The sequence below is a fragment of the Moritella sp. genome, from assembly GCF_013215705.1.
In the GTDB taxonomy this organism is placed as follows: Bacteria; Pseudomonadota; Gammaproteobacteria; order Enterobacterales; family Moritellaceae; genus Moritella.
The window spans coordinates 25712-40280 of sequence record NZ_JABSQR010000035.1; the positions used below are offsets into that span (position 1 = coordinate 25712).

Annotated in this window: 14 protein-coding genes; 9 read left to right on the forward strand and 5 right to left on the reverse strand. The window is 41.3% G+C overall.

The annotated features are described in order from the left end of the window. Positions 1-22: 22 nt before the first annotated feature. Genes gyrB through dnaA form a run of 4 tightly spaced genes read right to left on the reverse strand, consistent with a single transcriptional unit; the run spans position 23 to position 6066 of the window. Positions 23-2440: a DNA topoisomerase (ATP-hydrolyzing) subunit B gene (gene gyrB / locus HRT96_RS19175; RefSeq protein ID WP_293159859.1), complete on the reverse strand. Its 2418-nt coding sequence runs from the start codon at positions 2438-2440 to the stop codon at positions 23-25. Between the two features lie 23 nt (positions 2441-2463). After that, positions 2464-3549: a DNA replication/repair protein RecF gene (recF, locus tag HRT96_RS19180; protein ID WP_293129131.1), complete on the reverse strand. Its 1086-nt coding sequence runs from the start codon at positions 3547-3549 to the stop codon at positions 2464-2466. A 6-nt stretch (positions 3550-3555) separates the two neighbouring features. Then, the gene (dnaN, locus tag HRT96_RS19185; RefSeq protein ID WP_293159861.1) at positions 3556-4656 is read right to left on the reverse strand and encodes a DNA polymerase III subunit beta; all 1101 of its coding nucleotides are present in this window, start codon (positions 4654-4656) and stop codon (positions 3556-3558) included. A 27-nt stretch (positions 4657-4683) separates the two neighbouring features. Next, positions 4684-6066, reverse strand: a complete 1383-nt coding sequence (dnaA, locus tag HRT96_RS19190) for a chromosomal replication initiator protein DnaA (RefSeq protein WP_293159863.1) — start codon at positions 6064-6066, stop codon at positions 4684-4686. Positions 6067-6328: 262 nt separating this feature from the next. Between dnaA and HRT96_RS19195 the strand changes: the two genes are divergently transcribed. The 8 genes from HRT96_RS19195 to mnmE all read left to right on the forward strand — a co-directional run bounded on the left by HRT96_RS19195 (position 6329) and on the right by mnmE (position 12665). After that, the gene (locus HRT96_RS19195) at positions 6329-7081 is read left to right on the forward strand and encodes an amino acid ABC transporter substrate-binding protein (protein WP_293159865.1); all 753 of its coding nucleotides are present in this window, start codon (positions 6329-6331) and stop codon (positions 7079-7081) included. A gap of 21 nt (positions 7082-7102) precedes the next feature. Then, positions 7103-7747: an amino acid ABC transporter permease gene (locus tag HRT96_RS19200; RefSeq protein ID WP_293159892.1), complete on the forward strand. Its 645-nt coding sequence runs from the start codon at positions 7103-7105 to the stop codon at positions 7745-7747. 1 nt (position 7748) lies between these two features. Continuing rightward, a complete protein-coding gene (locus HRT96_RS19205) occupies positions 7749-8483 on the forward strand; it encodes an amino acid ABC transporter ATP-binding protein (protein WP_293159867.1) in 735 nt (244 codons plus the stop codon). 372 nt (positions 8484-8855) lie between these two features. After that, complete coding sequence (gene rpmH, locus HRT96_RS19210; RefSeq protein WP_006034071.1) at positions 8856-8990, forward strand: 50S ribosomal protein L34; 135 nt, start codon at positions 8856-8858, stop codon at positions 8988-8990. Between the two features lie 9 nt (positions 8991-8999). After that, positions 9000-9356 carry a ribonuclease P protein component gene (rnpA, locus tag HRT96_RS19215; RefSeq protein WP_083798033.1) on the forward strand — a complete coding sequence of 119 codons (357 nt, stop codon included), beginning with the start codon at positions 9000-9002 and terminating at the stop codon, positions 9354-9356. Then, positions 9323-9574 (forward strand): membrane protein insertion efficiency factor YidD, encoded by a 252-nt coding sequence (yidD, locus tag HRT96_RS19220; RefSeq protein WP_083798034.1) that lies wholly within the window; start codon positions 9323-9325, stop codon positions 9572-9574. The genes rnpA and yidD overlap by 34 nt, the downstream gene beginning before the upstream one ends. Before the next feature lie 7 nt (positions 9575-9581). Continuing rightward, positions 9582-11225, forward strand: coding sequence for a membrane protein insertase YidC (gene yidC / locus HRT96_RS19225; protein WP_293159869.1), 1644 nt, complete (start codon positions 9582-9584; stop codon positions 11223-11225). 75 nt (positions 11226-11300) lie between these two features. Further along, a complete protein-coding gene (mnmE, locus tag HRT96_RS19230) occupies positions 11301-12665 on the forward strand; it encodes a tRNA uridine-5-carboxymethylaminomethyl(34) synthesis GTPase MnmE (protein WP_293159871.1) in 1365 nt (454 codons plus the stop codon). A 272-nt stretch (positions 12666-12937) separates the two neighbouring features. On the opposite strand, the gene HRT96_RS19235 is transcribed toward mnmE, so the two are convergent. Beyond that, positions 12938-13975 (reverse strand): HDOD domain-containing protein, encoded by a 1038-nt coding sequence (locus HRT96_RS19235; RefSeq protein ID WP_293159873.1) that lies wholly within the window; start codon positions 13973-13975, stop codon positions 12938-12940. An 88-nt stretch (positions 13976-14063) separates the two neighbouring features. Between HRT96_RS19235 and mioC the strand changes: the two genes are divergently transcribed. Continuing rightward, positions 14064-14513: an FMN-binding protein MioC gene (mioC, locus tag HRT96_RS19240; RefSeq protein ID WP_293159875.1), complete on the forward strand. Its 450-nt coding sequence runs from the start codon at positions 14064-14066 to the stop codon at positions 14511-14513. Positions 14514-14569 lie beyond the last annotated feature (56 nt).

Consider the following 14569-nt stretch of genomic DNA (forward strand, 5'->3'; position numbering starts at 1 on the left):
CTACCCATATCAAATAGCGCAATTAGAAATCTAAGTTAGCTACTTTTAATGCGTTTTCTTCAATAAATTCACGACGCGGTTCAACATGATCACCCATTAAGGTGCTGAACAGTTGATCGGCTGCCACAGCATCTTCAATACGCACTTGCAACATACGACGCGTATCAGGATCCATGGTTGTTTCCCATAACTGACTCGGGTTCATTTCACCTAGACCTTTATAGCGTTGAATATAACTACCACGTTTCGATTCAGCCATTAACCAGTTTAGCGCTTCAACAAAACTGGTTACTTCACGAGTCTTTTCACCACGTTTAATATAAGCGCCTTCTTCAAGTAAATTGGCGATACCTAAACCAGTCAGCGTCGCGTATTCTTTTGACTTAAAGAAACCAGGTGTGAAGTCATAGTCATTATCTAGACCATGTTGGCGAATAGATAATATCGGATAGAATAACTGACTCTCTTCATCTTTAACAATACGTGCAGAGTACAAGGTACCCGACATTTCTTTCGCGGTTAACGTGGCAACTAGCTCTTCAGCCCATGCCGTCGTTAGCGCTTCATCGTTCAGCATCTCAACGGTTAGTGGTGCCTGATAAATAATTTCGTTAGTAAACACTTTTGGTAAACTACGATTTAGCTTCGCCATTAATTTTTCAATCTTACGGTAACCAGTCACTAAACCTTCTAACGCTTCACCTTGAATTGCTGGCGCATCTGGATTAACAAACAAACCCGCATCGTCTAATGCGATCGTGGTGAGGTATTGTGTTAAGTCCGCATCATCTTTAAGGTAACGTTCTTGTTTACCCTTCTTCATTTTATATAGTGGTGGTTGGGCAATATAGATATAACCACGTTCAATAAGTTCCGGCATTTGGCGGAAGAAGAAGGTCAATAGTAAGGTTCGGATGTGCGATCCATCGACGTCGGCATCCGTCATGATAATGATTTGATGGTAACGCGTTTTATCTGGATTATATTCATCACGACCAATACCACAACCCATCGCAGTGATTAAGGTTGCGACTTCTTGTGATGATAACATCTTATCGAAACGGGCTTTTTCTACGTTTAAGATCTTACCTTTCAACGGTAGAATAGCTTGGTTTTTACGATTACGTCCCTGCTTAGCCGAACCGCCAGCAGAGTCACCTTCCACAATATACAATTCAGAAAGTGCCGGATCTTTTTCCTGACAATCAGCCAGTTTACCAGGTAAACCAGCCAAATCTAGCGCACCCTTACGGCGTGTCATATCACGTGCTTTACGTGCAGCTTCACGCGCGCGCGATGCATCAATAATTTTCATTACTACGGTTGATGCTTCTTTCGGGTTTTCTAGCAAGTATTCAGCTAATTTTTCACCCATCGATTGTTCAACCGCAGATTTCACTTCAGAAGAAACTAATTTATCTTTAGTTTGTGAAGAGAACTTAGGATCCGGTACTTTCACTGAAATAACCGCAGTCAGACCTTCACGGGCATCATCACCTGTTGCCGTCGAAGATTTGGCTTTTTTCAGGAAGCCTTCTTTTTCCATGTAATTATTCAGGGTACGCGTTAACGCACCACGGAAACCAGCAAGGTGAGCACCACCATCACGTTGCGGAATATTATTCGTAAAGCAATAAATAGCTTCTTGGAAACCATCGTTCCACTGCATCGCAACTTCAACAGTAATGCCATCATCACGTTCCACAGAGAAGTGAAATGCGTCTTTATTAATCGGGGTTTTGTTCACATTTAAGTAATCAATAAATGCCTTAATACCACCTTGGTAAACGAAATGATCCGACTTACCATCTTCACGTTCATCAATTAGCTTGATTGATACACCCGAGTTTAAGAAAGATAACTCACGTAAACGTTTGGCTAAAATATCGTAATGGAATAATGTATTGGTAAAGGTATCATGACTAGGCCAAAAACGTAATTTAGTACCAGTGCCCTCGATAATACCCGTCGCAGCCATTGGCGCCTCAGGTACACCGTGACGATATATTTGGTTATGGATCTTACCGTGACGGAAGATCGTCAGTTCCAGTTTTTCTGATAATGCATTTACAACAGAAACACCTACACCGTGTAAACCACCTGAGACTTTATAAGAATTGTCATCAAATTTACCTCCGGCATGCAATACCGTTAAAATAACTTCGGCAGCAGAGACACCTTCTTCTTCATGAATATCAACCGGAATACCACGACCGTCATCACTAACAGATACAGAACCATCGTCATGTATTGTCACTACAATATCGGTACAATGACCCGCTAATGCTTCATCGATAGAGTTATCAACAACCTCAAATACCATGTGATGCAAACCTGAACCATCATCAGTATCGCCAATATACATACCGGGGCGCTTACGCACCGCGTCCAAGCCTTTCAGTACTTTAATACTTGAAGAGTCGTAATTATTTTCAGACATAGTTAGCTCTCGCGCCTTTATATTTAAAATTCAATTAATTTGCCATGTTCCACGTGAAACATTTTACAGTCCTCCGTTAAGAGAGCTGTTACCTGACTTTTATCAATAGCCGTAACAAATACTTGAGCCTTACTCTCAATCAGATACTGCGCCAGCAACTTCCGTTTACTGTCATCAAGTTCTGAGGAAAAGTCATCGATTAAAAAAGTGCATCGCTTGTTGCTGTGCTGACTTAAAAAAAGTCCCTGACTTAATCGCATTGCGCACACGGCCAATTTAAGTTGACCTCTCGATAAAATATCGTGTGCCGGTACTCCGTTCGCTCTAATTCGGATATCCGCTTTTTGCGGACCTAAGCTAGTGTAACCTAACTGTTGATCGCGCATAAAATTTTGTTTTAATAATGCTGCTAACTCGATATCGCTATCCCACCCTTGGTGGTAGCGAATATCAAAGTCATATTCGGGTAAGAAGTCTGCCAAGGCAGATTTAATGATCGGATTAAGCTGTTCAAGATAACGTCTGCGCATCTGCGCAATAATAGTCCCTTGAACTGCAAACTCCTTATCCCAATATGCTAGCTCAGCATAACGCTTGCCCGACTTTAAAATAGCATTACGCTGTTTTAATAATCGCGTTAGTTTTGCCCACGTCGCAAAAAATTCAGTTTCCAGGTGGAACACCCCCCAATCAACAAATTGTCGACGTAATTTAGGGCCACTTGAAAGTAAGGTAAAGCTTTCTGGGTGAATTAATTGTAGCGGTAATATCCCCGGTAACTCGGCAAGTCGCTCCGCTTTTTGTCCAGCAATTTTTAATTCAGTATCACTATTTTTTGATTTTTTTAATCCAATCGTGGTGATCCTGTCATCATTTAATCGTTGCTGACATTGTGAGAATAAAGTGAAATCCTTCTCACCATGTTGAACAACGCGACTGGTTAAGTGAGTACGAAAAGAACGCCCCAATCCTAAATAATGGATCGCTTCTAATACACTCGATTTACCACTGCCATTGTCACCCAGAATAATATTAATACCAGCACCCGGTTGCATGGATGCCTGTTTAATATTTCTAAAATCAGTGAGGTTTAGCTTAACCAGTCCCATCTAAACTTATAACCGCATTGGCATAACAACATACAGCGCTTGATCAGATTGTTCATCTTCGATCAACGCACTGCTATTTGCATCTGATAACGATATTTTAATTTTTTCACATTTAAGTGTATTCAGTACATCTAAGACATAACTTACGTTGAAACTGATCTCTAACTCCTCATGTGCAAATTCAACATCCAGTAACTCTTCCGCTTCTTCTTGCTCTGGGTTGTTCGCTGTAATTTTGAGTAAGCCCTGATTCATATTCAACCGTACACCACGGAATTTTTCATTCGATAAAATAGCAGCTCGTGAAAATGCTTGTTTTAATTCTTCACGACTTGATATTAACATCTTATCGGCATTTTTTGGTAATACCCGACGGTAATCAGGAAAACGACCATCAACCAATTTACAGGTAAAAACAAAACCGCTGGTAATAGCACGAATGTTATTCGACCCTAATTGGATCTTAACCATGTCTTCTTCACTGTCTAACAAGCGCACTAACTCTAATACACCTTTACGCGGTACAATCACTTGTTGTTGTTTTAAGTTTGCATCATGCTCACAACTTGCCACTGCCAGACGGTGACCATCGGTAGCCACAGTACGTAATATATTGCCTTCCGTTTCAAACAACATACCGTTGAGATAATAACGTACATCCTGACTGGCCATCGAGAACTGAGTATTATCAATCAATCGACGTAATGAACCTTGTAGCAGTTCAAATTCAATATCGTTATCCCAATCTTCAATATTTGGAAATTCGGTTGCCGGTAATGTGGATAATGAAAAACGACTACGTCCTGATTTCACCACAATACGATCATTCGCATAACTCACTTGAATTTGCGCACTGTCCGGTAAACCACGGCAGATATCGAGGAGTTTTTTCGCTGGTACCGTGGTGCGCCCTTCTGTAAACTCACCTTCAAGAGTAACTTGACCAATTAATTCAACTTCCAAATCGGTACCTGTTAACGATAACTTACCCTCTTTGGCATCAAGCAACACATTACCTAAAATCGGCAGCGTTGGGCGATTACCCAAGGCACCCGATACCAACTGTAGCGGTCGTAATAATGCTTCGCGACTAATTGTAAACTGCATGTAATATAACCTTTTTTACGACGATTCTTACGACGATAGAGTTCTAATCAAATTAGAGTAATCTTCTTTAATATCGTGATTTTCTTCTTTCAGTTGCACGATCTTACGACAAGCGTGTAATACCGTCGTATGGTCACGACCACCAAACGCATCACCAATTTCCGGTAAGCTGTGATTGGTTAATTCTTTGGCTAATGCCATAGCCACTTGACGCGGTCTGGCAACAGAACGACTACGACGCTTAGATAATAAATCCGCCATTTTAATCTTGTAATACTCAGCCACTGTCTTTTGAATATTATCAATCGTCACTAACTTTTCTTGTAACGCTAATAAGTCTCGTAATGCTTCACGAACAAAATCAATATTAATCGCACGACCGGTAAAGTTAGCATTGGCGATCACGCGATTCAATGCCCCTTCCAGTTCACGTACATTTGAACGTAAACGTTTGGCAATAAAAAACGCCACTTCATCGGGTAAATGAATGTTACTTTCAACCGCTTTACGCATTAAAATGGCAACGCGGGTTTCCAGCTCTGGAGGTTCAATGGCAATGGTTAAACCCCAACCAAAACGCGATTTCAATCTATCTTCAACGCCGTCAATCTCTTTTGGATAACGATCAGACGTTAAAATAATCTGTTGGTTACCTTCAAGTAAGGCATTAAAAGTATGAAAAAATTCTTCCTGTGAACGTTCTTTTTTGGCAAAAAATTGAATGTCATCAATCAATAATGCATCAACACTGCGGTAATAATTTTTAAACGCTTCAATGGCATTGTTCTGCAGGGCTTTCACCATATCCTGAACAAAACGTTCGGAATGCATGTAGATAACTTTCGCATTGGGTTTTTGCGCTTTAATACCATTACCAACCGCGTGTAATAAATGCGTTTTACCTAAACCAGTGCCACCGTATAGGAACAACGGGTTATAAGCACCACCCGGATTACTCGCCACCTGTTGTGCGGCGGCACGTGCTAATTGGTTTGACTTACCTTCAACAAAGTTGTCAAAGGTATAGGTCAGATTAACATTGCTACGGTGATTGATGGTTGGTTGTTGTGGTGAACTGGATTCCCACGGATCGGTTTGCGGGAACCGCATGACTCTGGCGGCTACCACCCGATCAATCTTAGTTGTCGCTGGCGTTATTGTCGTTGGTTTACCACCGATATCAAAACGCAAGATAGGCGCGTCAGCACCACAAAATTCATCAAATAATGCGGTGATGGAATTAAGGTACTTATCACGAACCCAATCAAGAACAAAACGGTTCGGAGCATACAAGGTGAGAGTACTATCGGTAAGTTCGGCTTTCAGTGGGCGTAACCACATACTGAATTCAGTAGCAGAAAGCTCATTTTGTAAGCGCGAAAGGCATTGCTGCCAAAGAGAAACTGACACTCTCCACACTCCAGATTAATAATAAAGAATAATGGATTATTTTACTGCTAATTGTGCATAAGCGCTAGCATGAATAAACAGTTATCCACACAAAAGCAAAATAAAAACCAATAAGGTGCCAATACATATGAAAAAACCGGTAAATATAATTAATCACGCTATCTTTTAGCAATTACTTATAACTAAACGCTATTTATAATTCATTTTACATTAGAATATCATGCACCCATCAAACCTATTATTTGCGTTATCAGGATGGACCATGAAAAAATTATTATTAGCAGCAGCAATGCTTGTAAGCACAACATTAACCAGCGTGGCATATGCACAAGAAACAATTAAAGTCGGCATGTCAGGTAACTACTTTCCATTCACTTTTTCAAAAAATGATCAACTCCAAGGTTTTGAAGTGGATTTATGGAAAGAGATCGCCAAGCGTAATGATTCAAAAGTAGAATTCATCACGGTTAATTTTTCCGGTCTATTTGGAATGTTAGAAACAGGTCGTATCGACACAATTTCAAACCAAGTAACCATTACCCCAGCACGTACCGCCAAATATGCATTTAGCCAAACTTACGTGTATGACGGTGCGCAAGTCGTAGTGAAAAAAGGCAATACCGAAATTAACGGTATTAGCGACCTGGCAAACAAAACCGTGGGCGTAAATTTAGGGTCTAATTTTGCTGATTTATTACGCAAATATTATACTAATAACAACATTACCATCAAAACCTACGACACAGGTATCGAACGTGATGTAGCATTAGGCCGTACCGATGCGTTTGTGATGGATCGTTTATCATCACTTGAATTAATTAACAAATCACCATTACCGTTGCAACTTGCAGGCCCAACGTTTGAAACAATCGAAAATGCAATGCCATTTTTGAAAACTGAAAAACAAGAAGTACTACGCCTAAAAGTGAATGCAATTCTGGATAGCATGCGTGCAGATGGCACACTGGCTGCAATTTCAGAAAAATGGTTCTCAACGGATATCACTGTAAAATAAATGCAATTTAATTTTGAGTACATGCTAAACCTGTTCCCGATACTGCTTAAGTATTTGGGAACAACCATGCAGATGGCACTGATTGGTGTCGTCTTTGCCCTGATAATAGCCATTGGCTTAGCGGTGGTACGCACGTTCAAAGTGCCTGTACTCAATCAATTAGCGATGTTATTTATTTCTTTTTTTCGTGGCACCCCGCTCCTTGTCCAGTTATTTTTGTTGTATTACGGTCTGCCGCGCGTATTCCCAATATTGATCCACATGGATGCCTTTACCGCATCCGTGATTGGCTTAACCTTGCACTTTGCCGCTTACAAAGCAGAAAGTATTCGCGCCGCCATTATGGCGGTGGATAAATCCCAGATGGAAGCCGCACTCAGTATCGGCATGACCACGAGTCAAGCGATGCGCCGTATCGTGCTGCCACAAGCTGCACGTATTGCCACCCCATCATTGATGAATTACTTTATCGATATGATCAAAAGCACATCCTTGGCGTTTACGCTCGGTGTTACCGAGATCATGGCAAAAACGCAGATGGAAGCGTCATCAAGTTTTTACTTCTTCGAAAGCTACCTGGCTGTGGCGTTAATTTACTGGGCTGTGGTAATGGTCTTTAGCCAAATGCAGGTACATTTAGAACGTTACCTCAACAAGGCGTATTAACATGATCAAAGTCGCTAATTTAAGTAAGAATTTTGGTGATAACGTGGTTTTACGCCAAATTGATTTAGATATCAAAGAAGGTGAAACAACCGTTATTATTGGCCCTTCAGGCACAGGTAAATCAACGCTGTTACGTTGTCTCAATTTTCTCGAGCAGCCAACCAGCGCGACCATTACCATTGATAATTTAGTGGTTGATGCCAGCACGGCCACTAAAAAACAAATTACCGAACTGCGAAAAAAAACCGCCTTCGTATTTCAGAACTATGCACTCTTTGCCAATAAAACCGCGCTCGAGAACATTACCGAGGGCTTGATTACCGTCCGCGGTAAATCGGCAGAAGTCGCCAAACAAGAAGCGCTTACTATCCTTAAAAGCATTGGTTTAACAGATAAACAGAACAGTTACCCTTCGGCATTGTCAGGGGGACAACAACAACGTATCGGCATAGCGCGAGCAATGGCGGCACAAAGCAAAGTGATTTTGTTTGATGAACCGACGTCGGCGTTAGACCCAGAATGGGTGGGTGAAGTACTCACGTTAATGCGTCAATTAGCCAAACAAAAGCAAACCATGCTGATTGTGACGCACGAAATGCAATTTGCAAAAGAGATCGCAGACCGGGTGATTTTCATGGATCAAGGTCAGATTGTTGAACAAGGATCCGCGGATATGATCTTTAATAACCCGCAAGATCCCCGTACTCGTACATTTTTACAGCGAGTAAATCAATAATCCGACACTATAAAGTGGATAAATTAGCAGTGCTGACTTGTTAGTTAGTAAATAGCCTGTATAATTCCCCGCTTGATCCCTGTGATCAGATTGGAATTACAGCAATTATTAAACCAAATTATAATTTTTATCTCTATGGATAGGAATTTAGCCTATTATTTCATGTATCCAATCGCATAATAATCGGCCGAGAATATCGAATTTAAGTGAGATATTGCTATTTTCACGAGGCGAGTATTGATTAATTATTGACTTGTATTACAACAATGATTAAAATTCCGCCTCTTTTTGTGTTAGTCAAGTTGACGACCGGTCATTATTTCTTGGCTAACTCAACATAACTGTACAGTTAATTTTATAACGGATAAAGCTATGAAACGTACTTTTCAACCAAGTAACCTTAAGCGTAAACGTTCACACGGTTTCCGCGCACGTAAAGCAACTGTAGGTGGCCGTAAGGTTCTTGCACGTCGCCGTGCAAAAGGTCGTAAGACTTTAAGCGCTTAATTATCAGACGTGATAGATAAGAGCTTTCCTCGGGAGTTACGTTTGTTAACTCCCGAACACTTCAAAAACGTATTCGCAGACCCTGTGCGATCAGCCTCACCTCATATAACTATACTTGCCAAAAATAACTCACTTGGACATCCTCGTCTTGGTTTAGCGGTACCTAAAAAAGCGATTAAACTTGCTGTCGGCCGTAACCGAGTTAAGCGTCTAATTAGAGAAAGTTTTCGGACACGCCAACATGATTTTCCGAATGTTGATATCGTGGTTATAGCTAAATCAGGTATTGCAAACTTGGAAAATGCAGAAATCGATGCATTATTGGAGAAGTTATGGCGCAAACTTTGTCGCCGTTGCAATGGTTAGGCACCAAATTAATACGAGGGTACCAATTATTCATTAGTCCAATAATTGGGCCTCGCTGTCGCTTCACTCCAACGTGTTCTCAATACGCGATAGAATCAATAAAACTCCACGGATTTACAAAAGGTTGTTGGCTCACAGCCAAACGTCTATTAATATGTCATCCTTTTAGTAATAAACATGGTTACGATCCTGTTCCTGACCCCAAACAAAGAGATTAATTAGATTATGGAATCCCAACGTAATTTACTTGTCATCGGATTATTGTTTGTCAGCTTTTTGCTATTTACCGAATGGCAAAATAAAGACAACCCGGTTGCAGTACCAACAACGACTCAAGCGATCATTAATAGTTTAACTGGCGATGTACCAGCAGGCAGTGACTCATCAACTAATGCGCCAAACAGCACACAATCAAACAATCTGATCACTATCAGCTCAGATGTACTTGAATTGACTATCGACACCTTAGGTGGTGATATTGTTCGTGCAGACTTACTTGAGCATGCGACAGAGCTTGATGCAGAAGAGCGTTTCACGTTATTACAAAATGATGCAACAAATATTTATGTTGCACAAAGTGGTCTTATTGGCGCAAACGGTCCAGATGCAAACGAAAATGGTCGTCCACAATACAGTACTACCGCGACCAGCTTCACGATTTCAGGTGATACATTAAGTATTCCTCTATCTTATACAGATGCGAATGGGGTTGAATTTACCAAAATATTTACCCTAACTCGTGGTGATTATGACGTTGACGTTAGCTACAAAATTAATAACCTATCAGCTAACGCTATTTCGGTGCAAATGTACGGTCAATTAAAACAAAATATTGATCTTACAACTGACGAAAGCAGCGGCATGATGATGAAAGCTTATCGTGGTGCCGCACTAGGTACGACTGATAAACGCTATGAAAAATACAATTTCGATGATATTAGCGATGCAAACCTAAGCCGTACAACCGCAGCAGGTTGGGTTGGCATGTTACAACATTATTTTGTAACAGCTTGGATCCCAGGCGATAGCCAAAACCAGTTCTATAGTTTAAACATTGGTCGTACTGACTTCACCCAAGGTCAAGCGATTATTGGTTTCAAACAACCTGTTGAAGCGATTGCGGCAAACAGCGAAGCAACTATCTCAGCAAAACTTTGGATTGGTCCAAAATTACAAGATGAAATGGGTGAATTAGTTGAAGGCCTTGACCTCACTGTAGATTACAGCTGGTTATGGTTCATTGCCCAACCGCTATTTAAATTACTACAGTTCTTCCATGGTTTAGTGGGTAACTGGGGTATTGCGGTAATCATGATCACCTTTACCGTACGTGGTGCAATGTATCCGCTAACCAAAGCGCAATATACGTCAATGGCTAAAATGCGCTTACTACAGCCTAAATTAACGGCATTACGTGAAAAATGTGGTGACGACAAACAAAAAATGTCGCAATCAATGATGGCATTGTATAAAGAAGAGAAAGTAAATCCATTAGGCGGTTGTTTCCCAATGATCATCCAAATGCCTATTTTCATCTCTTTATACTGGGCATTAATGGAAAGTGTGGAATTACGTCACGCACCATTCGCATTGTGGATCAATGATTTATCAGCACAAGACCCGTACTACGTATTACCGTTATTAATGGGTGTTACTATGTTCATGATCCAGAAAATGTCGCCGACACAAGTACAGGATCCAATGCAACAGAAAGTCATGCAGTTTATGCCTGTTATGTTTACTTTCTTCTTCTTGTGGTTCCCTGCAGGGCTAGTTCTATACTGGTTAATGAGTAACGTGGTTACAATTATCCAACAAACTATTATTTTCCGCTCTCTGGAAAAACAAGGTTTGCATAGTAAGAAATAAACTTGCTAATCTTATCAAGGCGGCCCTTGTGCCGCCTTTTTTCATCTAAAAAATCTACTATCTTCGGGTAATCACATGCTAACTAATGAAACTATCATTGCACAAGCCACACCGCCAGGACGAGGTGGTGTAGGTATTATTCGTATCTCTGGCGCAAAAACAGAGTTAGTCGCACAGACAATTTTAAATAAAATTCCAGCCGTGCGAAAAGCCGATTACTTATCTTTCTTGGATGAAGACCAGCAAACAATTGACCAAGGTATTGCCATCTTGTTCAAAGCACCAAATTCATTTACCGGTGAAGATGTTTTAGAGTTACAAGGTCATGGTGGTCCCGTGATCATGGATATGCTGATGCGTCGTATTCTTAAAATAGACGGCATCAGAATGGCCCGTCCCGGTGAATTTTCAGAACGTGCGTTTCTCAATGACAAAATGGATTTAACCCAAGCCGAAGCCATTGCCGATCTAATCGATGCCACCTCAGAACGCGCGGTTAAATCAGCAATGAACTCACTGCAAGGTGAATTCTCGAAAAAAATTAATACCCTGACCGAAAGTTTAATCCACTTACGTATTTACGTTGAAGCGGCGATTGATTTTCCAGAAGAAGAAGTCGATTTTCTTGCCGACGGTAAAATAGCCCAAGCACTGTATAACATCATGGATAACCTCTCTGCGGTGCAAAAAGAAGCCAAGCAAGGGGCCATAATCCGCGAAGGTATGAAAGTGGTGATTGCAGGCCGTCCTAACGCGGGTAAATCAAGTTTGCTCAATGCGCTAGCAGGTAAAGAATCGGCGATTGTGACCGACATCGCCGGCACAACGCGTGATGTTCTACGTGAACATATCCACATTGATGGTATGCCACTGCATATTATTGATACCGCAGGTTTGCGCGACAGCCCTGATCGTGTTGAACAAATTGGTATTGAACGCGCTTGGCAAGAGATCAATAACGCGGATCAAGTACTCTTCATGGTTGATGGCACTACAACAGATGCCACGGATCCTGCCGAAATTTGGCCTGACTTCATTGATCGTCTGCCAAGTTCGATCGGACTGACGGTGATCAGAAATAAGGTGGATCTTACCGGTGAAACACTCACGGTGAGTGACGATCAAAGCCATCCGGTATTTAAAATATCAGCAAAAGAGAACCTTGGCTTAGATGAGCTTAAGGATCATTTAAAAAAATGCATGGGCTACCAAAGTAATACAGAAGGTGGTTTCATTGCCCGTCGTCGCCACTTAGACGCTATCGAGAAGGCCGATGAGCACTTACAGATAGGCAAGCAGCAGCTTGAAGTTTATATGGCGGGAGAGCTGCTTGCAGAAGAGCTACGTTTAGCCCAACAGCAACTATCTGAAATTACCGGCGAGTTTAGCTCTGACGATCTTCTTGGTCGTATCTTTACTTCATTCTGCATCGGTAAATAATACACAGAGAATAACCTGGACGATCCTAACTTGGATCGTCAATTTATTTACCACTCGGCTTACACACGGTCACTAAAGATCATCACCGCCACATTTAAAACACTTCGGCAACGATCCAATACCATCCATGTTACAAACCCATCCACAGAGTTACCCACAAGTTAACCCTGATAAATGATAACTTTAAACACCGCTAAATAGGTGTGGACAAACCGGCAATTAGCTCTCGTTTATTAGCAAATAAACCCCGATAAGCAAGTCTAATTATGGCTTTATACTCCCGCGATACACGCTTGAATATCGAGTTGATTATCACGGCAAAATTCTGTCGCTTGCTGCTGGGAGATATAACCTTGTTCTAACAATAAGTGTATCTCACTGTATAAATTAGCTTGTACCAATAACTTACCAGGCCCCGTATGCTGCAGAACCGCGCTACTTTCCGACTGTTCATACAAGGCTTTCACCACAGGCCCCGGCAACAGCCAAGCCTGAGCGATTAACGCCGACAAGCGTAATGAATGCTTGGTCATCATTTGACGGAATAACTTGGAACAGGGTCTAAATTGTGGGTCACTGATATTCATTTCATCGACGATTAATTTAAACAGCGCAATTTTACCCACATCGTGAATCAAACCTAAGAAATAGGCTAAGTCAGGATCCTCCCCCCTACTCTCGGCTAACTTTTTTGCCCACAAGGCCGTGGTGAGTGAATGCTGCCATAAATGCTGACCAAATAACTTAAAATAAATCGGCTTTATCTCGGTCATATTTTGCATCACGATCGTCAGTACAATCGATTTAATCTGTAAACCGCCTAAACGAACAACGGCCGCTTGTAAACTAGTGACCTCCAGAGACCCTAATTGATAACCTGCCGAGTTCACTAACTTGATCACATCAGCGGCCAATACCGGATCCTGAGTAATCAATGCCGCTAATTGTTCTGCGGTATAATCATCACTGTCAATTAATGCCGATACCTTGTGCAATACTTCAGGTAGTCGCACCACGTTTAACGCGATACTTTCAGGCCGACCGACCCCCGCTTCAACTTTAAGCAAGATACTTTTTTCTAACGGGTTTAATCCAGCACTCGCTTCTGTTACCACATACTTATGATTAAACAGCAAATCATAAAATAATGAACTCGTGTCAATTATCTCATCCGCTACAGCGACATCAGGTATACTCACGGTTGTCGTCGCAACCTTATTAATAATCGGTTTAGGTGGCGCATTCGGTGTCTTTTTAGCCCGTAGAGAACGACCAAATACAGTAAGAAAACGTTGATACAATGAAGCCATAAGTGCCTTAATGGGTATGAATAATATTGTAATAGACTACATTTTACAGAAAAAACAGTGAAAGCATCGTTTAAATTAAGAGGAAACCATGTACACATTTGAAATAATTGTAGGAACAACATTGGGATCGGCAGAATATGTCGCGGATCATTTGGCAGAAAAACTAATTGATCAAGGTTTTAAAGTCAATATTCACCTCGATCCTAATTTAGCCAGCCTGCCGATCGACAATAACCACCCCTGGATCATTTGCACCGCAACGCATGGCGCAGGTGACTACCCTGATAACATCGCACCGCTAGCGCTACAACTGCAACAAACGAACCCTAATTTAAGCCGCGTGAAATATGCAGTGATCGCCCTGGGCTCAAAATCTTATGATCAATTCTGTAATGCTGGTCATATGATCGATCGTCAACTGGCTAAATTAAACGCCAAAAAGGTCTCAAAAACACTCGAAATATGCACGCTAGAAACGCCGATCCCTGAAGATGCGATCGACGACTGGTACCCTGAATGGTCGAATAATTGGCTATAATATAACCATGATCATGTTTTTTTATTTTTATTTTCTGTGGATAACTATAGATCTTT